Genomic DNA, 23,919 nt, shown 5'->3' with positions numbered 1-23,919 from the left:
CTCTCAGGGAGCGACGAGCAGACGCGCCGCATCAACGTGCGGCGTGTCGTCGTGGATGTCGGCGAGCGTCCCGGTCGCCACACGCAGCGAGGCAAGTGCGGCCGCGTACGTACGCCGGTTGTTGACGTCTGTGAGCAGTGCGTTGGTGAGGGCGTCTTCAGCGTTCAACACGTCGAACAACGTGCTCATGCCCAATTGCAGTTTGCGCTTCTCGTTGTCCACCGTGCGGCGAAAGAGCGCCACCGCCGCCTGTGACTCGCGAAGTGCGAGCACGCTGCGGTCCACGCCCGCCGCCGCCGTTTCGACATCGGTGATCACTTGGCGCTCGACGTCGTGCAGCGCGATGTGCTGCTGGCCCACCGACGCCGCTTCCTGCGCGAGTTGTCCGCGCGCTCCCGAATTGTCGACCGCGGCGTCGTAACGGAACTCGAGGGTGGCGTTGAGTCCCGGCACGTTGCGATACAACGGCGATACGAGAGGATTGTATCCGGCGCCGATCGTGAAGCCCTGATATCCGAGGTTCATCACGAGATCGAAGTGCGGGAGCACCGCCGAATGGAATTGCTTGAGCTCGAGATCCCAGGCGTGAATGCGAGACTGCGCCGCCGCAAGATCCGGGCGGCGGTCGCGCGCCAGCGCAACGAGCCGCTCGATGGACGACGCACTCGACGATGCCGCATTGGTGTTGGAGTCGGGTGGAACAGGAAACTCCGTCGCCGGCAATGGCAGCGCCATGACGTGCGACGCGTCGAGGCCCATCGTGCTGCCGAGCTGCACGCGCGATTCGACGACGGATTGTTCGGCGAGGATGCGCGCCCCGCGCTTGGCGGCGAGGTTCGCGCGCAACTGCTCGAGGTCCGCCGGCGCCCGCTCCTGATTGCGAACGAGTTGCGTCGTTTCGTCAAGCAGACGTTGCGCGCGCACTTCGGCTTCGCGCTGGGCGCTCAGGCGTTCCACGGCCGCGACATAATTCCAATACGCGGTCGCTGTCGCATTCACGTTGACCGTGACGCTCGTCTTCCAACTGCCGCGAATTCCGTCGAGGTCGTACTCGCCAACGCGCAGCGCCGTCGCCGTGACCGCGCCGCCGCGATCGTACAGCAGGGGGACCTGTGCCGAAATGCCGACCGTCGCGGTGCCCGTGGCCGGCGCGTTCGGCAACCCGTATTGCGATCGCGCCACCTGCACCGACGGTGAGAGCGTCACCCCGGAATGCAATTGCCGGCTCACGCTCAGTTCATAATTCGTTGCTTGCTCGCCGACGAATTCCGAGCTTGCGAGCTGCGGATTGTCATGACGCCGCGACACCGCGCTATGCACTTGCATGTCGAACGGCGCCGATTTCGCCAGCAGCTGGCCGCGGAACCCTTCGACTTGCAGCCAATCGTTGCGTATCTGCGAATTGCCGGTGAGCGCCGCGTCGATCGCCGCTTGCAGCGTGAGTCCGCCAGCCGGCGCCGCGCTGGAAGCACCTGGCGATTGCGCGCGCGCCGCTACGGCGCAGACCAGGAGTGCAGTGAGCGCCGAGCGACTCGACGACATCATGCGGAGATACGCCGTGAGAGTTCCATCGGCGAAAGAGGCGACAGCGGCGACAGCGGCGACAACGGTGAGAGCGGTGATACGGTGGGCATCGCGATGTGCGAAGAAGGCGTGCCGACGTCGATGCCGGGTCCGTCGTGCCAAGCTCGGGACAGGCCGCCGACAACCTGTTCAAGATCGCTGTCCAGCAGCTCGCCCGAGTCGTTGACGTCATCCGCCCGCGCCTGCGGTATGTACGCGCCAAAGTGGGATCCGGCGATCGCGTCGTTCATGAAACGCTCCATGAGAACATTCTCATCTCGGCACCGGCAGAGGGATGGGTGAAACTCTCTGCGAGGCCGTACCGGCGGCGGGACGGTGGCTCACCGTGGCTCAAGGCAACCGCCATACCGATGCATCGTGTTCGCGAAGTCGATGCAACACAACGCCATGCGACGATGCGTCGTCGAAGCGCGGGCGCGATCGGAGATGGGCTGGTCTATTCTATAGATGGCTGGCTCTACCGCCTACGCGATCAGCAACACCGACGGTATCAGCGCCGGCTCCGCGACACGAAGGAGCGTGTACCCTATGCCGGCCGTTCCATGAAACAGCCCGAGCTCCCACGTCTGCTGATCGCCCCAGCCCGTGTCATAGCGTCCATGCGATACGAGCGAGCCGGCCATCCGCTGCGCTTCGTCGAACAACGCTCGACGGCGCAAGCGACTCGCGGATTCGACGAATAGGTCGATGCGGCCGGCATCACCGCAGCAAAGCGAGTGCACGCCGCAACCGAAGTTTCGGCGCGCGAGGGCGAGACCATCGTCGATGTCGCGAAGCGCAGCATCGTCGGCCGCGCCGCCCCCGAGTCTGGCGAGCGCGATGCCCGTGCGGCCATGTGACCAGGCCGCCGTGAGATCATCTCGGCCGACGTCGGCGCTGCTGGACGCCATTCGCGCGCGCTCGAACGCGATCGCCTGATCAGCGGCGTCACTGAATGCGCGCTCGCCCATGACGGCGCCGAGTCGTTGGAGCGCGTACGCGATGCCGGCCTGGCCGTGTGCGAACCCGCTGTCGACGATTCGCGTCGGCGCGCGCCAGACGAGCGAATCACCGATTCTGATGCGCCGCTCGACGAGATGCGCACCGAACAGCGCCGCACGCTTCAACAGCTCGGCGTCGCCGAACTGCGCGTGCAATGCGATCAGAATGAGGATCGCGCCCGCCGAGCCTGCAATGACATCGTGCGCGTCCTGCGTCTCGACGAGTCGTGGCGTGACGAGATCGATCACGCCGCGCGATTCGCCAAGAAGGTCCGGCTCATCGAGCAGGCGACCGATCCTCGCCAGCGCCAACGCGACCGAGGCCGGTCCGAATCCCAACCCCACGTCAGACGCGCGACGGATCCGCATGAGACGTTCGAGAACCCGAAAGCGTGTGCGAAGCGGGGCAAGCGCCGACAGCGCCGTCGCCCGAGCCGAATCGTCGCCGCTCACGCGCGCGAGCGCCGCGAAGAACAGCGACAGGCCGCCGTACCCGTCAAACAGGTCGTAGCGCATCGGCTGTAGCGTGTAGCGGCGGGATGAAGGCGCGTAGGCGGCGCCGATCCACGAAGTCTCGGTCGCGGTCCGAGTGGCTGCTCTGCCGAGCACCTCGTTGGCGATCGCGCGGGCGGCGGCGATCGATTCATCGCGCGCGATCGGGCGCTGCTCCCGCGGATCGTGACCGCTTACTGCCGCGACAAGGCGCCGCGAATGCAGACCGCGCCGCGCTGTCGCGGCGAACGCACCGCGAATGAAGTCGACCTGGCGAGCGAGATCCGCATCGTCTAGCCCGTGCAGGCGGCGCAGCATCATCTCATACGGCGATTCCACGAACGCATCGCGCGCGACCACTCCCCTTTCACAACGAAGATCGCGGCTGTCGACGCCCACCGAAAAGATTGGCACATCCATCTGCTCCAGCTCGCGACGCTCGGCATTCACGGCTGGCCACACCGTCGGACGATCCTCCATGGAGAGAAACGTTTTCGCGAGGACGTCGAGCTGCACGCCAAACGCCAATCCGGAACGCAAATATTCCGGACGCAGCGTTCGCTGGATCAGCGCCTGATAGAGACTCGTGTTGCGCAATACGATCCGCACGGTTTCGTCGCGAAGTGCATCGAGGACGCCGCCCGAAGCGATCAGCGAGGCCGATTCGCGTCGCAGCACCTCGTGCATGAGCGTGAATCCGCGCACGATTGCATCCACGTAAGCGGAGGCGGGAACGGCGCGGCCGTCGTGTGCCGCGCGGTGATGCCCGCCAGCTGTGTCGGAGAGCGCGCCAACGTCCACCGCCGCGCCAAAGCCCGCCTCCTTGGCGACCGGCAGCATCCGAAGGTTGAGCACGGACTCCAACACATCGCGGCCCGAGGCGATGCTCGCCATTCCCGCGGCGGGCAGTTCCTCGACGAGTGTAAAGCGCGGGCCAAGCAGCATCTCGAGATCGAGCAAGACGGGATGCTCGCCGCACGCCAGCAGATTCTCGTGATGAAAGTCGGTGCCGTTGAGCGCGTACACCAGACATAGCAGCGCGCCGCAGCGCGCATAGTAGCGTTCGACGTCAGCCCCCGACGAGCAGACATCGAGCTCCGCGCGCTGGATCCATCCGAAGTCATCGCGCGGCAAGACCCGGAGAGAATGCAACGCGAACTCGCCAAGGTGCGGATTGAGCCGATCGATGAGACGCGAGAAGGCGGCGTCGACTCCCACCGTCCGCGGTTTGTAGACGACCGAAAGACCGGACTCCCATTCGGCGATCAGCACGGTGCGGCCGCCGCCATGGGGATCGGAGCAGTCGCCGATCAGATGCGACACGGGTTCGAGCGGTGTGCCGTCGCCGAATGTCGCCGCGATCTGGCTCCAATCCGCATCGAGGCGCTGAAGGAACTCGGTCGTGGCGGCCACCCAGAGGTCCACGACGGTCGCGCACAATCGCGCGGCCATGGGATATGCCGTGATGAAACGCGCAAAGCGCGCCGCGCCGTCGTCGTGCATCGGCTCGTGCTGGTCGTGCTGGTCGTGCTGGTCGTGCGGCTGGTGAGGCAGGGTACTCGCCGCGCGACTACCGACGGCGTCGAGCCGCTTTATCAAAGAATGCTCAAGTACGTCACGGGCGTGTGGTGAAAGGCGACCAATCCAACCTCCCGCGACGCGGCGCAGGCGTTCGCGTGCAACCGACATGAACGGCTGAAGCAACGGGGTCGACAATCGCTCGTCCGCCGTGTCCGGTTGGCTGGCGGTGTCGCGTGCTCGATCCCACGCGTCGACGAGCGTCGGCATCCACGCGGCTGGGGTACCGCTCGGATGCGCGACGAGTGCCGCCGCGCGCGATGCGCTGAGCTCGTCCCACTCGAGACGACGTGCGAACGCGGCCGTGTCGCCTTGCGTGACAACGGCCGCCCATGCGTCCAGATCGGACGAGTCGCTCGTTCGCGTTGCGTCGAAATCCGAGCGGCGAACGCGCGTGAGGCGTTCGCCGAGTGTTTCGGCCGCATCCGCAATCGCTCGCCAGTCCGGCGAGTGCGCCGGCCGCTCGAGGCGGCCGGCGCCCGGCTCGTAAACGAGCCGGCCCGCCGCGGTCATCCTCGCGGTCATCCCCGCGTGCGCCGCAGTTGCCAGAGTTGCAGCGTCGCGGCGGCGAGGAATCCGACACACAGAATCAACGAGACATACCGTACGCGGTGGTCACGAACCCACGTCGAGACGAGATCGATGGCCGTCAACACCGCCAGGAGATAGGCGAATCCTATGACGATGCGCATGCCGCCGCCGGCGTTCGAGTGGGGGAGCTGCTGCTGCCGCTGCTGCTGCTGCATGGAAAACTCTCCGAGATCCGCGGACTGATGTCGGTCGACTCGCGCCGACTCGCGTCGACTCGCCGATTACTTGCGGCTGGCCAAACCGATGTCGTACGCGAGCAGCGCGGTGTCGACCCCGGCGAGGAAGCAAATGCCGATCACGAGACCGGCGGTGACTGGATCCGTTCCGCCCGAGACCGTCTCGAGCTGGCTGTCCGACAACTCCGTCCGCGACTTGCCGAAGGGCGGCAGCACGACCGTCGTTTCGGCTTCGCTCTCGACGAACGCGATGCTGACCTTCGGCATCTTGTCCGCGCTGACACCCGCGAACTCGGCCATCGCGCTGTGGGGATCGGAAATGAGCTTCTCACGGAACGGACGGTCCGTGTTGGCGCGCTCGGCGATCGCTTCGAGGGTGTGGCGAACCGATTCTTCGTTCGCCGTCTGTGTGGTGGTCGGCATGTGTGAGTCTCCTGAGAATGAAAGGATGAATGACGGTTGTTAGTTCGACACGGCTTCCAGGACCTTCACCGTGGCCCACGCGCCGACTGCAAAGGCGGCGGTTCCCAGGAACACCAGACCGGCGATCGTCAGCGGCTCCGAGCCGCCGCTCACCATCTCGAGCTCGATGTCGCCCAGCGGGGAGCCCGCGTCGGCGAAGGCGGGCAGCACGATCGTCGGGCCGCCGCGGTTTTCGATGAACTTGAGCTGCACGTTCTCAGGCAACACGTTGCCGGTCGCTTCCGTGTATGCGGCGTTCGGCTGCGTCAGCAGACGATTCCGCAGATTCTTGTCGGTGGCTGACCGAACGAGCAGCTTGCTGATCTGCTCGCGGGCCTGTGCTTCGATGTCGGGCGAGCCGTGTGACTTCACATTCGCGGTGGTGGGCATCGCAATACTCCAGTAGAGTAGGGTTGCTGAATCGGATGACGACGGGGCGTTACTTCGCGTTCTTGCCAAGCTCGTACGCTTCCTTGATCGCGTCGTACGCGAGGACCGCGGCGAGCGCGATCTCGCCATAGATGACTTCCGTGCCGCCGGCGACCGTCTCGAGCTCCTGCTCGGCCAACTCGCCCGAGCCGACGGGATCCGGCAGCACCACCGTCGCGGTGGCCGTGTTCTCGACGAACGAGATGTTGAACGATTCGGGGATGACGCTTTCGGAGACGCCGCTGTGGCTCGCGAATGCGGCGCGCGGGTTCGACAGCAGCAGGTCGCGGAACGCGCGATCGGTCGTCGAGCGCGTGACGACTTCCTCCATCATCTTCTGTGCGGCGCGCTGATGCTCCGGGCTGGCCTGGTTGTACGCCTTGGTCCGTTCGGTGCGAGTCATGGCTCCTCTCCGTGTGAAATGATCCTGAGCGTTGAGACGGTCGACATCGTGCTTCGACGCCGCGCACCAAAGCAACGCGTGTACCGTCTCGCGCGAATGAGAGAACTCATATCCCCGCAATGAGTTATCGCATTCATCGTCGGCGAGCGCCTCCGACGAACAGGATCGAACCCTCTATTTTTTAGAGCGAACGATCCGGCGCACCGCGACCGGTAGACGCACGAATGCCGGCGCATTCGTCCTTGCGCCGGCATTCAAGTCACGAGGGTCGCTTCAGTCCCGCGCGCTGCGTCTCACGGGCCGTCGTTCCCACCACCGGGGGGCGGCGGCGGCGGCGGCGACGGATCGGACCAGATGAAGTTCGACGGGTCATCGGTCTGGGTGCCCCCGCTCACGGCGTCGAGGGCATCGTCGCTCAGCTCACCGTCGGGCGGCCGCAGGTCCGGCAGCACGACGAGTGCATCGACGCCGGGATCGCGCTCGATGAACTTGAGACGAAATCCGACGGGAATCGCGATCGCGAACGCGCGGTTGATCGCAGCCCGCGGATCGACGAGCAGCTCGGCACGGAACGAGGCGTCCGTCGCCGCGCGCGCCAGAATACGCTGCATCGCTTCCGAGTGGCTTTCATTCGATGCCATATCGGCTCCGGACCTGAGGTGATCGCGTCATGGGTGTACTAAGAAGTTTCTAAAGTTCAGCGCAACGCTCATACCGCAGGGCGCGCGAGCGTAATCGAGGATCGTATCACGAGTTGTGACATTCGGGACCCGATGCGATCGACGTCGCGATGGATGCAGCACTCTACTTCACGGAAAGCAGCGTCCGATTCGCCGTGCACGGTGGCACGCCCGTGAAGGCGCGCACGTTCAGGCGGTCAGGTGATCGGGGAACGTGCTGTCGGTGCGACAACGCGAGATACGCCTTCGCGAACGTTGGCCGGCCGGGCGCATGCGTGAGCTTCACGTGGTTGAGGCGTCGTGTCACGACGCTCGGCCACAGCTCGTGGCGCATGGTCGAGATGCGACTCATTGGCCACGTCGCAAGCGCCTCGCGTTCGGCACTGGTGCAGAGGCTTTCGCGAACGAGCGTGTCTAGCACCGCCTGCTCCTCGATCCGGCCGGCGGATTGCGATGCGCGCGCGAAGCCCAGCTCGAAGCCGACCGTCGGCGCAATGGATTCACCAGATTCACCAATATCGAGATGCACGATCGCGACCGCACGACCGGGTCGGGTGCTCGCGCGACTAAAGGGCGTGATCAATGCGTTCACTTCGGTCACGTCGCCAGGCCAATCGACGCGCTCCAAGTATTCCGCGATCGCCGCATCCGCGAGCCCGAGCACGCAGAGCCGAACGAGGTTGGATCGATGCGGGAAGCAACCGAGGTATAGAAGCGAGGCGCCCGCGCGCAGCGCGCGGACGCATCGCGCCAGCGCGAGTGCCGCCGCCGACGAGAAGTCCACCCCGCTGACATCGTGAAGCACCCGGAGCGCGCGCTGCGCATTCTCTACGCGCTCGAAGGGCGAACCGGCCGCGCGTGCGCCGTGCGCCAGATGGAGAAAGAAGCCCGGCGTCGCGGCCGTTGTCGCCAAATCGGCATTCGTCGCGACGTCGAACTCCAACCACATCTCCTCGATCAGTTCGCGCGGCACGCTGCTCGGCAGCCGTGTGAGTCGCAGGATGAAGTCAGCGCGTTCGGTCCGCGCCCAGGCAAGACGACACTCGAGATACATCCAGTTCGTATACGAGGCGGGGAACCGGCGCGCGAGTGCGAGCAACGCGGTATGCGCTTCGCGAGTGACAAGCGCCGATGGAAAACTCGGCGCGATCTGATCGAGCGTGTTAGCCGCGGTCCATGGTGTATCGACGAGACCCATCATCCCCACAGAAGCACGCTGGGCAGCTCGGCGGTGTGATGCAGGCGAAGCAATTCGTACCCGATGCCCGAGGTACCGAAGAACATCGTTGGCGCGAATCCGTCGTCGACGCTGCCGGCGCCCCAGCTCGTGCGCGCATGCGCGCGCTCGACGACACTCGCCGCATAACGAAGGCTTCGTTCGGTGAGATCCGCGCGACCAAGCCGCATGCCGGCGTACAACAGCAGCTCGATGCGTCCGGCATTGCCGCAACAGAGATGGTCCTGCGGCGGCGGCGCACTCTCGTTCGCGCGCATCGCCGCCAGCGCCCGCTCGATGTCGTCGCCGCTGAGCTTCGCGTGATCGCGCAGGGCCAGGCGTCCGAGCCCGATGCCGGCCGCGCCGTGACACCAGCCGCAGATCAGCGGCGCGCTGTCGGCACCTTCGCCGAGCGCGCGCACCCGCCGTGAATTGCTCGCCCAGTTGCCGGCTTCGGGCACGTACAACGAACCCTCGAAGTCGATCGTGTCGTCGATTGCTTCCTGAATCGCGTCCCTCATGGTCTCGTCGTGGACCGCGTTCCGCAGACGGTCCAACGCGTACGCGATTCCCGCCGCGCCATGTCCGAAGCCGCCGGTCAGCTCACGGTTGAGCGTTCTCCATGCGCGGTGCTTACCGCGATCGATGCTCCGCCGCGACAGCAGATGCCGTCCGCACCACACGGCCGCGGCGAGCGACGTGCCGCTGCCCGTCGCTTCGTGCAGCGCGAGCAACCCGAGCATCGCGCCGGCCGAGCCGGCGAATACGTCGAGCTTGCGATCGGCCCCGATCCGCTCCTGCGTGAGCGCTCCGGCAAATCGCTCGGCCGCACGCAGTGCCGCCGGCTCACCGAGCCATTGTCCGATGCGCGTCAGCGCGTAGATGATCCCACCGACGCCACGCGCGCCGCCGATGCCGTGGCTGTGCACCAACTGCCGGACGCGCGTCTCGTCGGCCGCGAGCAGCGGCTCGATCGGCGCCAAGGCGTCGGCATAATAATTGTTAAATCCCAGTTTACTCAATGCCGAGTAGAAGAGGGCGACACCGGCACGGCCGTTGGCGAAGCTGAGATCGGTGCGCGTCAGGCCGCGGTCGCCGAGTGTCATCCATTCCGCGCCGCCGCGGGGCGATTTGACGGCGGTCCGGCGAAGCGATGCGGCGATGGCCACCGCCGCGCTCATTGCGCGATCCTCGCCAAGCATGCGCGCGTCGGAGGAGGGAGGCGCCGCGTGTGCGCTCGCCTCGAGTCGTGCGGCGTCCCATCGCGCGCGGTAGCTCGACCACGCGACGCGCAGAAAATGCGTCTGCCGCTCGAGATCGGCCGCGCCCAGACGTCGCACGCGCGCGGCCATTTGCGCGAACCCCGGCGACATGGCGTAGTCGGCGACGACGGTCCGCTCGCCGGACAAGAGCGCGGTGCCGTCCGCCTGCATATGAAAAATCGGCACGTCGCCGCGCTCGAGCGCCGCCACCTCGCAGGCCACGGCATCCCACAGGCGATGCCGCTCCGGCCCCCGAAGAAACGGGCGGCGCAAGGCATCGAAGTCGATGCTTCGATCCGCGCCCGTGACCATCGCCTCGGGGCGCAGCGCGCGGCGCAGCAGTCCGTCATAGACGTCTGTCGAGCGAAGCAGAAGCCTGACGCGCAGCGGCCCGAACGCCGTCAGCGGACCGTCCGGCGCCATCAACTCGGCGCGCCGGCTCATCAGGAAAGTATAGAAATCTCTAAAGCCGCGAACGAGCGCGACGAATTCGTCGTCTCGCGTGAAGCCGTCGACGTCTTGCGGAACGTTGCTGCCCGCCGGGCGAAACGCGGGTTCCTCATACAGCGCCATCGCGTCCGTATTCACGTCATACCAGCGTCGCGCCGCACCTTCGCGTCCGGCGTCCCCGCGAGCGAAGCCGCCCTCGGTAAACGTGCCACCGTGCGCGTCGCGGCACAGCATCGGGATCAGATAGGACGAAAGCACCGACCCGTGCACGTGCCGCCACGTGCCGACCGCGGCCGCGTCGGCAATCCGCTCGTCAGGCACCGTCGGTTGCACCAGCATCTCGAGGTCGATCAACAGCGGCTCGGCACCGCGCGCGAGAACGTTTCCGCTATGCAGATCCTTGCCGCCGATGAGATACATCGAGCACGCCAGCATCCCGGCGCGACGATAGTAGAGCGCCGCGCCAGCGCGAGTCGTGCACGGCGCGGCTTCGCCGTACTCCATCCAGCCGCGATCGCCGCAATCGATCGCGCGGAGCGCGGGAAGCGCCGGGGTTACACCCGCGGCGTTCGCCCATTCCACGAACGCCTGAAACGCGCGCTCCGGAGCGAGTGACCGTGGCTTGTGCACGAGCGTGAGGCCGTTGGAGAAGGTCAGGATGCTGACCATCCGCCCGCCGTTGTGCGAGTCCGACAACTCCGACTGCGCGTTCACGACGTCGCCGAGTGGGCGATCGTCGGTGAAGGTATGCTCGATTACCCGGCGATCCGCCGCGAGTTGATCGCACAATTCTGCCGTTGCTTCCGCCCACATCACGCAGCGCGTGGCAAGGAGGCGCGCCAGCGCCGCGTATCGCGCGAAGACGTCGGCCATTGCGCCGGCGCATTGGGCGCACACGAACCGATCGTAGATCTCGCGCGGGGCAGTGCGCTCCGGCATGGCGTCGTCCAACTCGATGCCCCCGCCCGCGGCGGTGAACTCTTCATATAGTATGGGCGCCGCGATCGACGTCAGGCGGCGGAGCAGCGCGCGCTCGAGTTGCGCCTGCGCGGCCGCGGTGAACGCGGCCAGGTGCGGTGTACGGATCGCGGCACGGGCCGTGACGATGAAGGGCAGCAGCACGTGCTCGAACGGGTACGGCGCCTCGGCGCGCAATGCGCGATCTGTCGAGGCGTGCCAATCCGTCGATTGAGCCGCGATCGCGATCGCGGACTGCAGCAGTTCCCACCAGCGCGCACCGCGCTCGCGGTCGGTCGCGTCGCCCGAGGATTCGACCAGACTTGCCGCGGTCGAGGGATCGATACCATCGTGGCGAAGGCGGCGGCGCCAACGCTCCGCATCACCGCGCGCGACGATCGACTGCCACGCGTCGAGTCGGCGCGCTGGGGTGGTCACCGGAGGGTGAGCACCGCGAGCGCGCCGTTCCTCGAGCGTGGCCGCGCGCGTGATGACGTCCGCGAGCGGCGACATACGACGTGTCAGCTCAACTCGATGATCGGATTGATCGGGATGATCGGTTCCGGCAGCGGGATGATCGGCTCGATCGGACGGGTGATGATCACCGTGGTCTGGATGCTCGTTCCCATCTCGCATCCGCCCGCGACGCTCTCGAGCGTCGCGTCATCGAGCTGTCCTTCTTCCTGATTCGGCGATACGCGTTTGCGGTTCTCGTCGGACATGATTGCTCCTTGCTGTAGGTCAAAGCGTATGACGTGCGATCTCGAGCGCGCTACTTCACCGGGATCGTCGGGTTGATCGGAATGATCGGCTCGGGAATCGGATCGATGACGACGATCGTGCTCGGCGGGTCGTACACGGTGAGGACCGGCGTCGTCAGGTTCTGCGTGCCGCCCGCGACGTTCTCGAGCGAGGCGTCGTCGAGCTCCTGATTGGCGCTTGGTTTCACGCGGCGTTTCTTGCTCATTGTTGCTCCAAGTTCAGAAAGGGGAAGCGCGCCATTCGGAATGGAATGGCGCGCGCCATATCAGCCGTTGAACTGCTGAAGGAACGTTGGCCGCTCCAGCGAGACCATGTCGGCGCAGCTGTTCGCACTGCATCCGATCTCGCAGCCGCCGGCGACGCTCTCCAGCGCCTCGTCGGTGACTTCGCTCGGATCGGACGGCGCGACGCGCTTGCGATCCGACGGCGTGGACGGCGAGTTCGTTCCCTTGGGCGTATTGTCGTTTGACATCTCGAATCCTCTGTGCGCGACTGCGCGGTTGGGGTGTTATAGGCCGCCGGCTTGTTGGAGCACCGTCAGACGGTCGACGTCGCCCGACATGATGTCGATGCACGTCTTCTCGTTGCTGCAGCCGATCTGGCATCCGCCGGCGACGCTCTCGAGCGCCGTGTCGGACAGCGGCTGGTCTTCGCTGGGGCTCACGCGCTTCTTCGTCTTTTTCTTCGACATATCGTCTCCTGTGATGATGCGACGGTGATGATGCGGTTCCTGCACTCGACGTTCGGCGAACGGTGCGCGTGGTCTATGGGGCGGGATCGCCGCCGCGCAGGGTCTCGGGCAACACCTGGCCGATCAGGATCGCGGCCAGCGGAAGTGTCAGCACGTTCGTGCCGCCGGCGACGGCCGACAGGTCCGCCTCCGACAACTCGGCGTCGCCGACGAAGTTCGGCAGTACGATCGTCGCGTCGGCGGTATTCTCGACGAATTTGATGGTGACGGACTCCGCGACCTCGCGTCCTGTGATCGCGGCCAGCGCCGCGCGCGGATTCGTCAGCAGCTGTCGCCGGAAGTCGCGATCGACCGCCGAGCGCTCGAGCAGCTTCGCGTAGGCGGTTTCGGCATGGTGCATCTGTGCGTTCGTCGTCGACGTCATGGCGTGATCTCCGGAATGTCCTGCGCGTGACAGCGTATGAGCGTTTCGGAATGCCTGGACGCTCACGGAACCTGCGGCATCTTGCTTCGCACGTAGTCGACGGCCGCATCGTAGAGGACGACGGCCGTGATGACGATGCTCGTGAGGTCGGTTCCTCCGGCCACGCTCTCGAGCTGCTGATCCGAGAGCTCCGTGTTCTCGCCGACGAAGTCGGGCAGCACGATGGTCGCGTCGGCCGTGTTTTCGACGAACACGATGTTCGAGGAGACCTGTGACGGATCGCGGCCGCCGAACTCGGCGAGCGCGGCACGCGAGTCGGTCAGCAGCTTCTGACGAAACGTGCGATCGACGGCCGAGCGCTCGAGCAGGCGCGCGTAGAAATCGTTCGCCTGGGCGACGAACGCGGGGTCGGACTGGTGCTGTCTCACTCGGTCGTGAGTCGTCGCGGGCATGGTCGTTCTCCGGAATGGGCAAGGGCAAGGGCGACGGTGAATTGCACGAGTGCGAAGGCAACGCGTGTGCCCAATCCGTTGCGCGCGCGAACGTGTTGTGCGAGAAACGTTTACGTCGCACGGCGTGTAAGCGGGGGACCGACGCGATGGAGTCAGGGCTCTACCGCGTAGACACGCGCATCCACTCGAGGCGGGCGGTGTCGCAACCGAAAAGCCCTCCATGAGGAATGTCTCATGAGAGGGCTTGATCGGGGCTCCGGGCGATGCGCTGAGCGGCCGGAGCCGAGTGAAACGCTATTGAAGGGTTGGTAACAGGCTGGCGCGAGCTTAGTGCACGTTGAATCCCGTCGTCAGCGAGATCGCCGCGCCGCGCCGCCCGGGCGCGATCGCCAGATTCACCGGCACGTTCAGCCGTCCGACTTCGTGGGTCACTCCCGCGGCGAACGCGAGCTGCACCCCGGCACCGGTGAGTGCCGGCCCGACGCCCGCTTCCCACCCGTTCGGCTGCCGCAACCCGAGCAGCCACGTCGCACTCGGCAGGAAAAGACCTTGTTCCATGCCCGCGACGAGCACGACGAACTCCGTCACTGGCAGCGGCTCGTCCTTGCGGCCGGTCGGAAATTGGCGTTCGAGCTGCCAGCCGAACATCGACGTGACGGGCGCGAACGACTTGCCTTGATTCTGCGCCGTGACGCTGCCGCCCGCGATGTACCCGACGCCGACGCGAGGGCCGGACCGATCGTCGTTCAACACATACTCCGCGGCGCGCACGACGAGCACTGGCGCGACCGGCAGTTGCGCGTGGGTGGAGCGAATTGACGTGACGGAACACACAAGACTGATACAAAGCGCTGCACGACGCATGTGCACTCTCGGGTTGGCGACCCGCACAAGCTGCCGAGCTGCGGTGCGGCGAGGCATACGTCATCTGTCGTAGGCGCGACGTACGTGCGATGGACATGCGGTGTGCGTGCGATGGGCGTGCGATGTACCGCGATTTCAGGAAACGCGATCCGAGCGTCACACCCCCGCCGTGATTGTTATCACATTTGTGATCTGGTGCTTGCTTCTTGCAGGCGTGCCCGGGTGTACGTCTCACCTTCATCGGAGTACAGGAACATGCGTCACGCCACCCGTCTCGTGGTTGCCGGAGCGAGCGTTCTGTTGAGTGGATGCCTCGCGACACAGAGCCAGCTGAAGCACGTGAGTGATGTGCAGGGCCAGCAGCTCGCGAACGAACGCGCCGCGCGCGCGGCGAGCGACAGCGCCTTGGCCGATCAACTCGGCATGGTGCGCGGGAGCGTCGATTCGCTCCGCACCGATCTCGCGACGATGCGCAAGGAATTCGGCGCCAAGATCTCGATGCTCGAGGACGGCCTGCACTTCGCCATGCCGGTGAATTTCGATTTCAACAACGCCGCCGTGCGCACGCAGGATCAGCCGCAGCTGCAGCGTTTCGCGCACATCGCGCAGTCGTACTATCCGGGTTCGAAGATCACGATCGAAGGCTTCGCCGATCCCGCGGGCAGTACGCGATACAACGTCGCGCTCTCGGCCCGTCGCGCGGATGCGGTGCGGCAGTATCTCCTCGCCCAAGGGTTGACCGGCAACGATCTGGCGACGGTCGGCTACGGCAAGACGCGCCTCGTGGTGCCGGGCGCCAGTCACGATCAGCCGGGCGCGGAGCTCAATCGGCGCGTGGTGTTCGTGATCGAGTCGCGCGGGCAGAGCACCGTCGCGATGTCGCAGGACAGCTTGACGAGCTCGAACGGGCGGTAGAAAGCATGCGGCGACTGGCGTTCGATGTCGCGAATGCCGGTCGCCGTTGTCGCAACGCTCGGTCACGTCGCTACAACTTGCTACATCTCGCTACATCCAGATCGAGTAGTCGATGTCCATGTTGTACACCTGACATCCCGTCGGCTCTTTGCGGTTTGTCTTGAGATCGTGAACGTCGACGCCGCTCGTCGGCAGTGCCGTCGCGAATTGAATGTTCTTGCCTTGGGCGGACACGTAGATGCCCGTGCGCCCGACGGTCTCGACGACGATGTTGAGCTTCGTTGAGAACAGCGCCTTGTACTCCTCGAAGAACGGCTTCAGTTTGTCGCGATCGCCGTACTTGCTCGCCTGGCTCGATTGGCCGAACGCTTCCTCGTACGACGCGTCGCCCGACGGGAAGAGATAGACGTGGGTCGGATTCACGACGTCAGCCATCGGCATCAGATTCGTGGCCCACTCCGTCATCAACTTCGAGCGCGTACCGTTGCAGCCGGGAAGGTGGTAGACGCCGGCCATGGTCGTATTCTCGTTGAACATGACGACGGGTGAGCACGTGCTGAATTGTCCTGTGTAGAAGCTCATCTCGCTGAGCTTTCCGATCACGCCCTGGCCGGTATAGAAAGCCACGACCTTCATTTCGTCTCCGAGCGAAGCGATACCTGTCGGCTGAGCGGCTTCGCCCGTCGGGCCACATGGCACATGGCACATGGCACATGGCACATGGCACATGCCACGTGGAAGACTAGGCGAATTTCTTGTCGACCGCCACGCGGATTTCGCTCAGTGTTTTGGCGTTTTTGATCTGCTCGCCGACGAACAGCGCTTCTTCCTGGCAGGACCAACAACCCGTTGGCTGGCGCGATTCGTAGCAGGAGAGCAGCGAGCGATGCATGGCGCCGCTGCCGCCGCTGCCGCCGCTGCCGCCGCTGCCTCTGCCGGTGCAGCCGCAGGCGCAGCCGAGTCCATCGAAGATTTCCGGATGTTGACGGGCGGCGTCGTAGGCGTCGCGCACGCGCTGTTTGAGCTTCGCGAGAGAGTCGGCGGAGAGGACGTGCTCGGAGGTGATTCCTGGGCGCGGGTCCGGATGTTCGATGTCGGATGACGCGGTGTGGAGCAGGGCACGTGGCCGGCCGGCGGCGACGACGAGTAACCCAGCGCAGCGGGTGAGGAACGCGGACCGAGAGATCGTTGCGTCGTTCGCCATGCGAACCTCGTGACGGCGGTCGGGGCGTTGGATCATACCATTATCTATGTGTTCGACGGCCTGTCGTGGCAAACCGTTCGCGGGGCGGGGCAGGGCGGGGCGCAAGCCGCACAATGTTGTAGCGGGCGGTCGCGAGCGTTATGTTGGAGGGACGCGGGCGTAATTCAGTTGGTAGAATGCCAGCTTCCCAAGCTGGACGTCGTGGGTTCGAGTCCCATCGCCCGCTCTGTAAGTTAGAGATTTAGAACATCTTAGAAACGGCCTCTGCTCTTCGGAGTGGGGGCCGTTTTTCGCTTTGGGGACCGTTGCAACGGTCCCCAGCGCCAATCGGTTTGGGGACCGTTCGCGCCAGCGAGCTCTGATCGTGGATGACAAACCGCTTCACCGACAGCCAGTTGCGCTCTTCCTGTAATGAGGACGTCGGATCGGCTTCTCGCGAAGGCGTCCAGCTTAGCCAGCTGGCCTTCTACGGTTGCCGCGTCAAACTGTCCTCCATGCATCCCGTCTCAGCGAGGAATAAGAGATCTCGCGACGCCTCAGCGCGCGCAGCATGGAATGCGTTCGCAACAGCGCTCCCGTAACGGTGCCCTCATGATCTCCTCCATGAAGACGACGCCCCCGCTTCGGCACCTTGCCTGACTCTACAACAGCGCGAGTCACTTCAGGGAGAGAGGTTGGAAGCTGATGGGTCATCCTTCCAGTGGCTTTGCACCGCAGAAACGCCGTGTGCGCAGTGGTGGCTGACCTACGCTCTGCATCACTCCGCGTTCCGCTCAAAAAGCATTCCCGGGCGGCAACACTTCTTGAACGGGCGACCGCTTTCGCAGATGCATGGTGCGTTGTGGCCTACGGTTCTTAAGGCGATGTCGCGGAAGGCGCGCCGCTGCGCGCGTTCTAGGCTCTGGAGTTGCGCCGCTGCGGGACCTGTCACGAGGAAGTGCCCTGACTGCGGAGGATACGCCATTCGGATCGCATCCATTTGTTCTTGCGTCCGAATGAATGCCGCGACGTCTTCGTGGTCAGTGCAGGCGACGCGTCGCGAGGGCATTCGGGCCATGGGGTCGCTCGGGTTGAACTCAATGCGAGTATCGGCAACGAAAAGCACCTTCGCCTCGCCGTAGCGGTCGGGAGTAATGCAGACCAGCCCAACGTCGGTGCGTAGAACGGCGTGACCAACGAATTCGACCAGGACTCGCGGCCAAACATGAATCTTCCAGCCGACGGCTGCACTACCGCGGCCAGCGGAAGCCGCAGCGAGCACGTTGAAGATGCACTTGTTGACCTTGGCGGACGGATCCGGGGAGATGTCGATGAATCGAGGATGGTCGGCGAGTCCAATGCGCACACAGGCCCGTTGTATCTCAGGCGTCACTTCGGAGGGCAGTTGAGTCAGTACCTTTCCCATGACGTCTAAGTGCGGGGAGGAATCGGCGCTGTCCACACGTCGAGACGCTTAGCTGACACCCTGCTTGAGATTGCGGTCTTCCGCGATGAATGCATCCTGGCACCGTTTCGCGAGTTTGCCGACAACGATCGAAGAAAGCGTGAAGAACGGGCTCGCGCGAACGACGCTCACAGCCGCGAAGATCTGGGACAGCGAGATCGCGGTGTTTTGCCCGGGATCAGCGAGGCCCTGATTGGTAGATCCTGCAGGCATCGGTCTGACGAGGCGAAAGCCGCCAGCGAATCCTGCCAGACCGTGAGAGCCCGCGTGGACGCTACTGCTGGACCAGGAATAGTAAGGCCGGAAGCGGTCCAGCTTCACGTGACGCTCGAGATCGACGAACTTGGGTCGCGGCTTGTTCAGGGCCGCCGCAGCCCAGCCATATTCTTCGGCGAACCCCGCCCCGTGGGAAGCGACGACCGTCTTATACGCATCGTGGACAGCCGTCCGTTCTGCTTCGGTGGGCGGTTGGTGACCTAGCGTCTGTGCGTACTTCTCGTGTGTTAGCATCAGCTTGTACCGCTTCACGATATCATGGTCCAGGTACGACCGAGCTACGGTTTCGCCTTCCTGCGCCATGAAGAGGGCAATAACAGCGATTTCATGAAGGGTCCTCCACCGTGCAAAGGCACCGTCGGGGAGGCCGGACCGGAGCAGGGCCTCGATCTCGCACGCTACACGGCACGACCGGCCGTGTAGTTGAAGAAGCGCCTTGAAGAGCGCTGAGTCTCTGACAGAATCGTCGACGATTCCGGTCGCGTAGTACTCCTCGCCGTACTCAGTGTACACCGCGCAGAGATGGCCAAAGGCGTCGAAGCTATGGGCCCACGTTCGAGCGAGGCGGCGTTCGAAACCGCGTCGCGCAGACTGGCGGCGTCGCATCACGACGGCTGAAACTTTGACCATATTTGCGACGATGTCGTCCGCGGCACTCGCCATTGCCGCTACGGTCGCGTGCACAAGCGGCTCGTCGTCGAGGTCCGTGTCAGTGCCTTCGAGACGCTTCGCGATCACCGAAAGCAGGGTATCGCCAAACTGTCGATCGAACTCAGCTGTTGTTCGCGGCGAGCGTTTTCTGGGTGCTCGGGGCACGGTGAGGTCTCTCGTCGGGATAAGTGTCTTCTGCGGACTAAGCGAAACGGCAGGGAATCGGGCCGCTAGTAGCTCCAGATCTCGCCCTCTCGCACTCGCTCGTCCATCTCGTCGGCCACTGCTCGCGCGAGTGGATGATTTTGCAAGATCAGGCGCAACGTTCTAACAGCATCGTAGGCGCGCACGAAGAGCTTCCGCTGTGTCTCGAAGAACGCTGCGTCGTAGGCGTCCGGGTTGATCGCGTGAGCGGGTTTTTGGCGCAGCCGCCGAATCTCGCGAAACGTGCTCAGCATGTCGTCGAGCGGCGCGGGATCTGGGGTGCGGAACTTCAAGCGCAGCCACTCGTCGAGCATCTTGAGCGTGCCACGGGGCGTTACTATCACCTTGCCGTCACCTCGCACCCGTTCGTCTTCACGTGCGATCGTGACGGGGAAGAAGGCTTTGTCTATGTTCTCCGATATGAGCTTGTCGAGGATGTGGACGAACTCGTTAAACTCAGCCAGGGTTGGACGAATCAGGAGGGCCAACTCTCGCGGAGGCTCCGCGGGTACGTCGTGGAACATTCGCGGCCATCCAATCGCCTCGCACATCGCGTTGACCGTGCGCAGCTCTTCGAGAAACGCATCGCGCAGCGACGCCTTGAGCTCCCAGTCGCCCATGATGGCTGCACGCCAGAAATCTGGGTGTAGCTTGTAGTCCCCTTCGACCTCGTGCGTAGCCCAGAGCTGTTGGTGCTCGGGCGTGAGGTGGTCGAGGTCCGTGAGAAATACGGCGACGGCCCGACGAAGATCAGTGGCGTAGCTATAGCCAAAGTTCTGGATCAAAACTTTGTGCTTCTCGGGGAACGCTGGGTCGAGATACGCATCATCGCTGATGGAGAGCGTGGCTTGGACATCGTTGGTCCAGAGACGATATCGAGGGTCTCTCCTGTAATAATCGATCACCGCGAGGTCGAATGACGCGAATTCCAACTGCGGCGCACCGAGTGCCAGGCGAAGCGAGAACGGGCGGCCTGTGTAGTTGTTTCGATCGACTGTCGACTCGAGCGTGGTCGCCGTTGGATAGATCACAAATTGATCAGTCCTGGCCGCGTTGAGATTGGCCAGCTGGCGTTCGATAGGCGAATCGGCGAGTGCACGGATGTGAGGATTGACGTGCGTGTCGCCAAAATTCACGCTAAGGACGCCCCGTTCGATCAGCGGGCGGAGCAGCCCCGTCAGCTCATCGAGCGACGCGACGCTCTTCCCCACGACCCCGTATGCGGGAAGACCGTTGAAGTCACCCGATTCGAGATAGTAGCTAGCGGTGCTGTCGACTAGCTCGTCGGACGTCATCGCGGTGGTCAGGCGGTTAGGTACTGCGATTCCGGCGCATCCATTCCAGAAGATCCAAAACGGGTGCCGGGTTGCCGTCGTCTGGAATAAGCGGTTCGTCGTCGTCTCGAATTCCCACGGCATCCGGGTCATTGCGACCGATCTGCCAGGCTTCGCGGATGTTTAGTTCCCGCTTTGTTATGCGCACGTTGGACGCCGGGCTTGGTGCTCTTTGAGCATCGTGCCATACAGCGCCAGCCAGCAGATAGCTGCCAGAACTTTCATACGAGTCAATGAAGCGCCTGAGATTGATGTCGGAATCAGGATCCATTGTGTTCGATCGAGCGACCACGATCCACTGTGAATTCGCATCCTGTGCAACGTCGGCTGGAAGGTTTGCCCCGATCACCACGCGGTAGGCGAAGGGGTTCGCCCGGTTGATTCCTCGGATGATTGTCACGCGGAGCCGCTCCTCCTTGTCAGATTCGCCCAGATCTGCTTTAAAGCCAGCCATGATTTGTCGCGCCGCTTCGGCATTCTTAAAAATTGGTGCTAAGACCGGCGGCAGGTTCGCTTGGGGTACCACAAGGAACATTGTGCCCGACCATCCAGCTCGCTCCCAAAGCGGCATGCGAATGAGCGATACGGTAGCGATTTTCGAGTGGACAGTGCGCTCAGGATCGCGAAGTTCTTCGGGCGCCTCTCCTTCAGCATTCTTCGGCCGTGACGCCCGACGTGCAGCTTTTTCCGCGCGCGCGCGCCGAGCCCCGGCATCCCACTCTTCCTCACGCGCCAGTGAGTACTCCTCATCAGTCGCGGTCAGCCACGCTGACAGTGCTGTTTTCGGCTCGTGGCCCAGAATGTTCCCGATTGTAATGAAGCTCGTCGTGAAGTCGATGGAGCGCTCGAGCGCATGACCATCGTCGAATAAAGCGGCAAGACGAGCCTCAGCATCGTCGCCCCAGAAGTACACGTGCGCGAGGATCTGAGCCATGGCTTCGAACATCCTACGCTTCAAGGCCGAGTGCTCATCCGGCGAGAGCTTGTGCGGATGAAACTTTGCGCAGCGCACATCGAGCTGATATCGACCATCGTGCTCCGAGATTTCAAATCCGAACGGCTGTTCTGCGAACTCGCTGGCTCGAATGTCGATAGTAAGCGTCGGCTCATGTGCGACTAGCCGCTCTATTGATCCTGTTGACAGCAACGCTTCAAGTGCAGCCAACATAGATTCGCCGAGTTCGATGCACGGCGATGCGTTTTGGGAGGTTACGGTGAACTGACATCCGAGTATCCGGGATCTCAGTGTCACCGTGCGCGTGTCCCAAGGATCGGCAGATTCTGGAAGCTCGTCGGCCGCAGGTTGATCCCGCCATTTAGTGAAGTACTCAGCAATGGTGCCATCAGCAGTAGCGGCTTCTAAGAACTCTTTCGGAAGCGCATCGTCACGCCCCAAAGCGTACAGCAGTGCGGGGGCGGCATTGTAGAGCTCAAGTCGGTCAAGGACGGACGGTAGGCGCGTCAGCCTGCGCAGAGTCCAGACATCTGATTTCAAGAAGAGCATTCCAACAATTGCATCGAAAGCAACCTCTCCTCGCGATGTTGCGTCTGCGCTGAAGCCCTTGGCCGCAAGTATTTCAGCGAACGTCGCGTCAACCTCATGCCAAGCGAGGATGTGCGGAATCCGACCGAGCCGAAGTTCGATCCACTTCAATCGGTTGTAGCAGACCCGCTGAGCAGGCGAGACCGTTTCATGTGACCAGAATTCGTTCGTTGCAATTGATGCGGCGACGAGCAGGGTCCCGCGCGCAGCCCATAGCAGCCCGACTTGCTCATAGGCGCCGGCGCAGAGGTACAGAGCCCGAATCAAGTCGCCTCGGCTCTCGTGCGCCGCCAGACGCCTCAGTGCCCGTCCGAAGGTTAGAATCGCTGTATACGGCTTGCCGGCATCGAGTTGTTGGGCGCCTCTGCCCAAAAGTGCTCTAGCTGCGGCGATATCACCCGTGTGGCGCGAAGTTGTCTCAACTACCGTCTCGAATAGCGTCTCGTATGCGGCGCTTTCCCCGAAGATGTTTCCGAGCTCCGCAACGATCTCGGCGAGTGGCTCCAATGGATAACCGACGAGGCCTTCAGCTTTGCGGACAACATCCGTGAGTTCGCGCAGAATCGGATCTGCGCGATCCGAAGGCGAGGTAAGAAGGCGGACCTTAAGGAGGAATGTCCGGGCCTGAAGCGCTGTGCTCGGCCGCTCGGTCTCTTTCGTTAGCCGAGTGAGCGACTCCGTCAAAACCGTCGTGTGCTGCTCCATCTGCGCGTCATTGTCGCTAAGCGCGCTTCGATCGACGGCATTGCGCAGGGACATCCAAAGCGTCGTCAGCCGCTCAAGCTCCTGGGCGTTGCGGCTGTCTTTCGCGAGGTCCTCGACCTCCCGATACATGCTCACGAACTGCGCATAGTCCTCATACCAGAAGAAAGCTGTCCACGCGTGTTGGTAGATGCTTTCGAGTAGCTGGCGGTGCGTACCGTGCTCTTTCGCGATCCTGATCGCCCTCGATAGGCGCCCCTCGACTTCACTACGTGGCCTTTCGAGGCCGCGTGCGAGCATTGCAGCCTGGATGCAATCATCGACGAGCTGAAATGACGAACCGCCTTCCCTGAGCGCGAGTTGTATTCGCGCTTCTGTGTCCTCTAAGTCCTGCTCGCGCTGGGTGTCGAGTGGGCCACGACGAACCTCATGTAGAATTGATGGCGACATACCCAACGCATCGACCGCAAGCTCCTCGTGATGATGGTCGAATACGCGGTCGCAAATCCAAGTTCGGTCGAGAATGCGAACATCGATCTTGTGTTTCTTCTGAAGCTGATCTTCAATTGCAGCGCGTGCCTTATCTGGCACGAACCGGTTCGTAATGAAGTAAGCGGTGGTGTAACCGCGGCCTGTGGCGGCGATCTTCGCTACGTCGGACCGTACCTTAGGTCGCCACGTCTTCTTGGCGCTGAAGGCGAATGCCCAGCGCTCCTCAGCCGCTACACGACCTACACCGAAGTACCAGCCGAGAGCGAGTGTATCAGCGACGGGATAGGTCTCCGAATCGACCTTGCTGTCTCCACCTCCAGTCGGACCGGTATGCGGCAGCAGATTCGGGCAGATCTCTCGTTCCGCAAGCCGGCGCGCAAAGTTTTCAAAGAGAGTTTCTTCGCCACGGTTCGTCAGAGTCTCGAGATGGTACTCAAGCATCGATCGATCGAGAGCAGAACGCTCGACGACCACCGAGTCCGAGAAACGCTCGGGCCGCCGCCTGCGCAAGAATGCGTTCGGCGAAGGCTCGTCGGTAGCTACTCGGGAGGCCGGAGTCCCTAGGGAAGGTCTGAACTAAGAGTGTTTGTGAATGGTTTTCGTGAATGAGCGGTCAGCCAGCGGGTGTGAGCGCGGCTGACCGTGGTTCTGGTGCCTGCCGGTTCGTTCGGCGCTACGCGCCGTCGATCGCGACGTTAACG

The 23,919-nt window shown here is 63.7% G+C and carries 24 protein-coding genes and 1 tRNA gene; 2 read left to right on the top strand and 23 right to left on the bottom strand.

Annotated elements, in window-relative coordinates; translation table 11 throughout:
* Window positions 1-3 precede the first annotated feature (3 nt).
* The 17 genes from VN706_16030 to VN706_15950 form a co-directional block, all read right to left on the bottom strand.
* Window positions 4-1,545, bottom strand: a complete 1,542-nt coding sequence (locus VN706_16030; GenBank protein ID HXT17151.1) for a TolC family protein — start codon at window positions 1,543-1,545, stop codon at window positions 4-6.
* On the bottom strand, window positions 1,542-1,826 hold the full coding sequence (locus VN706_16025; GenBank protein ID HXT17150.1) for a hypothetical protein: 285 nt from the start codon (window positions 1,824-1,826) through the stop codon (window positions 1,542-1,544). The genes VN706_16030 and VN706_16025 overlap by 4 nt, the downstream gene beginning before the upstream one ends.
* 222 nt (window positions 1,827-2,048) lie before the next feature.
* Window positions 2,049-5,159 carry a type 2 lanthipeptide synthetase LanM gene (gene lanM / locus VN706_16020; GenBank protein ID HXT17149.1) on the bottom strand — a complete coding sequence of 1,037 codons (3,111 nt, stop codon included), beginning with the start codon at window positions 5,157-5,159 and terminating at the stop codon, window positions 2,049-2,051.
* A complete protein-coding gene (locus VN706_16015) occupies window positions 5,156-5,380 on the bottom strand; it encodes a hypothetical protein (protein HXT17148.1) in 225 nt (74 codons plus the stop codon). Before VN706_16015 ends, lanM begins: the two co-directional genes overlap by 4 nt.
* A 66-nt stretch (window positions 5,381-5,446) precedes the next feature.
* Window positions 5,447-5,824 carry a hypothetical protein gene (locus tag VN706_16010; protein ID HXT17147.1) on the bottom strand — a complete coding sequence of 126 codons (378 nt, stop codon included), beginning with the start codon at window positions 5,822-5,824 and terminating at the stop codon, window positions 5,447-5,449.
* A 39-nt stretch (window positions 5,825-5,863) separates the two neighbouring features.
* On the bottom strand, window positions 5,864-6,253 hold the full coding sequence (locus tag VN706_16005; protein ID HXT17146.1) for a hypothetical protein: 390 nt from the start codon (window positions 6,251-6,253) through the stop codon (window positions 5,864-5,866).
* Window positions 6,254-6,302: 49 nt separating this feature from the next.
* On the bottom strand, window positions 6,303-6,695 hold the full coding sequence (locus VN706_16000; GenBank protein HXT17145.1) for a hypothetical protein: 393 nt from the start codon (window positions 6,693-6,695) through the stop codon (window positions 6,303-6,305).
* 293 nt (window positions 6,696-6,988) lie between these two features.
* A complete protein-coding gene (locus VN706_15995) occupies window positions 6,989-7,336 on the bottom strand; it encodes an NHLP leader peptide family RiPP precursor (GenBank protein HXT17144.1) in 348 nt (115 codons plus the stop codon).
* A gap of 163 nt (window positions 7,337-7,499) precedes the next feature.
* Window positions 7,500-8,576: a hypothetical protein gene (locus tag VN706_15990; protein HXT17143.1), complete on the bottom strand. Its 1,077-nt coding sequence runs from the start codon at window positions 8,574-8,576 to the stop codon at window positions 7,500-7,502.
* Window positions 8,573-11,773: a type 2 lanthipeptide synthetase LanM family protein gene (locus VN706_15985; GenBank protein ID HXT17142.1), complete on the bottom strand. Its 3,201-nt coding sequence runs from the start codon at window positions 11,771-11,773 to the stop codon at window positions 8,573-8,575. Before VN706_15985 ends, VN706_15990 begins: the two co-directional genes overlap by 4 nt.
* Window positions 11,774-11,781: 8 nt before the next feature.
* Window positions 11,782-11,982, bottom strand: a complete 201-nt coding sequence (locus VN706_15980; GenBank protein ID HXT17141.1) for a hypothetical protein — start codon at window positions 11,980-11,982, stop codon at window positions 11,782-11,784.
* 50 nt (window positions 11,983-12,032) lie between these two features.
* Window positions 12,033-12,227, bottom strand: coding sequence for a hypothetical protein (locus tag VN706_15975; protein ID HXT17140.1), 195 nt, complete (start codon window positions 12,225-12,227; stop codon window positions 12,033-12,035).
* Between the two features lie 60 nt (window positions 12,228-12,287).
* Window positions 12,288-12,494, bottom strand: a complete 207-nt coding sequence (locus VN706_15970; GenBank protein HXT17139.1) for a hypothetical protein — start codon at window positions 12,492-12,494, stop codon at window positions 12,288-12,290.
* 36 nt (window positions 12,495-12,530) lie between these two features.
* On the bottom strand, window positions 12,531-12,713 hold the full coding sequence (locus tag VN706_15965) for a hypothetical protein (protein ID HXT17138.1): 183 nt from the start codon (window positions 12,711-12,713) through the stop codon (window positions 12,531-12,533).
* Window positions 12,714-12,786: 73 nt separating this feature from the next.
* Window positions 12,787-13,137, bottom strand: a complete 351-nt coding sequence (locus VN706_15960; GenBank protein HXT17137.1) for an NHLP leader peptide family RiPP precursor — start codon at window positions 13,135-13,137, stop codon at window positions 12,787-12,789.
* Between the two features lie 62 nt (window positions 13,138-13,199).
* Complete coding sequence (locus tag VN706_15955; protein HXT17136.1) at window positions 13,200-13,589, bottom strand: hypothetical protein; 390 nt, start codon at window positions 13,587-13,589, stop codon at window positions 13,200-13,202.
* A gap of 327 nt (window positions 13,590-13,916) precedes the next feature.
* Window positions 13,917-14,369 (bottom strand): hypothetical protein, encoded by a 453-nt coding sequence (locus VN706_15950; protein ID HXT17135.1) that lies wholly within the window; start codon window positions 14,367-14,369, stop codon window positions 13,917-13,919.
* A gap of 339 nt (window positions 14,370-14,708) precedes the next feature.
* Between VN706_15950 and VN706_15945 the strand changes: the two genes are divergently transcribed.
* Entirely contained in the window at window positions 14,709-15,368 is a 660-nt protein-coding gene (locus tag VN706_15945; protein HXT17134.1) for an OmpA family protein, read from the top strand.
* A gap of 90 nt (window positions 15,369-15,458) precedes the next feature.
* Here the strand turns inward: VN706_15945 and VN706_15940 are convergent, their stop codons facing one another.
* Window positions 15,459-16,004 (bottom strand): hypothetical protein, encoded by a 546-nt coding sequence (locus VN706_15940; protein ID HXT17133.1) that lies wholly within the window; start codon window positions 16,002-16,004, stop codon window positions 15,459-15,461.
* Window positions 16,005-16,110: 106 nt separating this feature from the next.
* A complete protein-coding gene (locus tag VN706_15935) occupies window positions 16,111-16,572 on the bottom strand; it encodes a hypothetical protein (protein ID HXT17132.1) in 462 nt (153 codons plus the stop codon).
* A 153-nt stretch (window positions 16,573-16,725) separates the two neighbouring features.
* On the opposite strand from VN706_15935, the gene VN706_15930 reads away from it, so the two are divergent.
* Window positions 16,726-16,798 (top strand) — tRNA-Gly (locus tag VN706_15930).
* Between the two features lie 531 nt (window positions 16,799-17,329).
* Here VN706_15930 and VN706_15925 read toward each other — a convergent pair.
* From VN706_15925 to VN706_15910, 4 genes are all read right to left on the bottom strand, one after another.
* Window positions 17,330-17,977: an SEC-C metal-binding domain-containing protein gene (locus tag VN706_15925; GenBank protein ID HXT17131.1), complete on the bottom strand. Its 648-nt coding sequence runs from the start codon at window positions 17,975-17,977 to the stop codon at window positions 17,330-17,332.
* A 48-nt stretch (window positions 17,978-18,025) separates the two neighbouring features.
* The gene (locus tag VN706_15920; protein HXT17130.1) at window positions 18,026-19,108 is read right to left on the bottom strand and encodes a DUF5677 domain-containing protein; all 1,083 of its coding nucleotides are present in this window, start codon (window positions 19,106-19,108) and stop codon (window positions 18,026-18,028) included.
* Window positions 19,109-19,173: 65 nt separating this feature from the next.
* Entirely contained in the window at window positions 19,174-20,442 is a 1,269-nt protein-coding gene (locus VN706_15915) for a hypothetical protein (GenBank protein HXT17129.1), read from the bottom strand.
* A gap of 16 nt (window positions 20,443-20,458) precedes the next feature.
* Window positions 20,459-23,659, bottom strand: coding sequence for a hypothetical protein (locus VN706_15910; GenBank protein HXT17128.1), 3,201 nt, complete (start codon window positions 23,657-23,659; stop codon window positions 20,459-20,461).
* Window positions 23,660-23,919 lie beyond the last annotated feature (260 nt).

The sequence above is a fragment of the Gemmatimonadaceae bacterium genome (assembly GCA_035606695.1).
Taxonomy (GTDB): domain Bacteria; phylum Gemmatimonadota; class Gemmatimonadetes; order Gemmatimonadales; family Gemmatimonadaceae; genus JAQBQB01.
This window is presented reverse-complemented; position numbering and strand designations above follow the sequence as displayed.

What these genes read in the sequence shown, in the direction of transcription:
- VN706_16005 (HXT17146.1), bottom strand. Translation starts at nt 6,253, where the DNA reads ATGCCCACCACCGCGAATGTGAAGTCACACGGCTCGCCCGACATCGAA.
- VN706_15940 (HXT17133.1), bottom strand. Translation starts at nt 16,004, where the DNA reads ATGAAGGTCGTGGCTTTCTATACCGGCCAGGGCGTGATCGGAAAGCTC.
- VN706_15965 (HXT17138.1), bottom strand. Translation starts at nt 12,713, where the DNA reads ATGTCGAAGAAAAAGACGAAGAAGCGCGTGAGCCCCAGCGAAGACCAG.
- VN706_16000 (HXT17145.1), bottom strand. Translation starts at nt 6,695, where the DNA reads ATGACTCGCACCGAACGGACCAAGGCGTACAACCAGGCCAGCCCGGAG.
- VN706_16010 (HXT17147.1), bottom strand. Translation starts at nt 5,824, where the DNA reads ATGCCGACCACCACACAGACGGCGAACGAAGAATCGGTTCGCCACACC.
- VN706_15955 (HXT17136.1), bottom strand. Translation starts at nt 13,589, where the DNA reads ATGCCCGCGACGACTCACGACCGAGTGAGACAGCACCAGTCCGACCCC.
- VN706_15910 (HXT17128.1), bottom strand. Translation starts at nt 23,659, where the DNA reads ATGCTTGAGTACCATCTCGAGACTCTGACGAACCGTGGCGAAGAAACT.
- VN706_15990 (HXT17143.1), bottom strand. Translation starts at nt 8,576, where the DNA reads ATGATGGGTCTCGTCGATACACCATGGACCGCGGCTAACACGCTCGAT.
- VN706_15985 (HXT17142.1), bottom strand. Translation starts at nt 11,773, where the DNA reads ATGTCGCCGCTCGCGGACGTCATCACGCGCGCGGCCACGCTCGAGGAA.
- VN706_16030 (HXT17151.1), bottom strand. Translation starts at nt 1,545, where the DNA reads ATGATGTCGTCGAGTCGCTCGGCGCTCACTGCACTCCTGGTCTGCGCC.
- VN706_15925 (HXT17131.1), bottom strand. Translation starts at nt 17,977, where the DNA reads ATGGGAAAGGTACTGACTCAACTGCCCTCCGAAGTGACGCCTGAGATA.
- VN706_16015 (HXT17148.1), bottom strand. Translation starts at nt 5,380, where the DNA reads ATGCAGCAGCAGCAGCGGCAGCAGCAGCTCCCCCACTCGAACGCCGGC.
- VN706_15995 (HXT17144.1), bottom strand. Translation starts at nt 7,336, where the DNA reads ATGGCATCGAATGAAAGCCACTCGGAAGCGATGCAGCGTATTCTGGCG.
- VN706_15915 (HXT17129.1), bottom strand. Translation starts at nt 20,442, where the DNA reads ATGACGTCCGACGAGCTAGTCGACAGCACCGCTAGCTACTATCTCGAA.
- lanM (HXT17149.1), bottom strand. Translation starts at nt 5,159, where the DNA reads ATGACCGCGAGGATGACCGCGGCGGGCCGGCTCGTTTACGAGCCGGGC.
- VN706_15935 (HXT17132.1), bottom strand. Translation starts at nt 16,572, where the DNA reads ATGGCGAACGACGCAACGATCTCTCGGTCCGCGTTCCTCACCCGCTGC.
- VN706_15980 (HXT17141.1), bottom strand. Translation starts at nt 11,982, where the DNA reads ATGTCCGACGAGAACCGCAAACGCGTATCGCCGAATCAGGAAGAAGGA.
- VN706_15945 (HXT17134.1), top strand. Translation starts at nt 14,709, where the DNA reads ATGCGTCACGCCACCCGTCTCGTGGTTGCCGGAGCGAGCGTTCTGTTG.
- VN706_15975 (HXT17140.1), bottom strand. Translation starts at nt 12,227, where the DNA reads ATGAGCAAGAAACGCCGCGTGAAACCAAGCGCCAATCAGGAGCTCGAC.
- VN706_15960 (HXT17137.1), bottom strand. Translation starts at nt 13,137, where the DNA reads ATGACGTCGACGACGAACGCACAGATGCACCATGCCGAAACCGCCTAC.
- VN706_15970 (HXT17139.1), bottom strand. Translation starts at nt 12,494, where the DNA reads ATGTCAAACGACAATACGCCCAAGGGAACGAACTCGCCGTCCACGCCG.
- VN706_16025 (HXT17150.1), bottom strand. Translation starts at nt 1,826, where the DNA reads ATGGAGCGTTTCATGAACGACGCGATCGCCGGATCCCACTTTGGCGCG.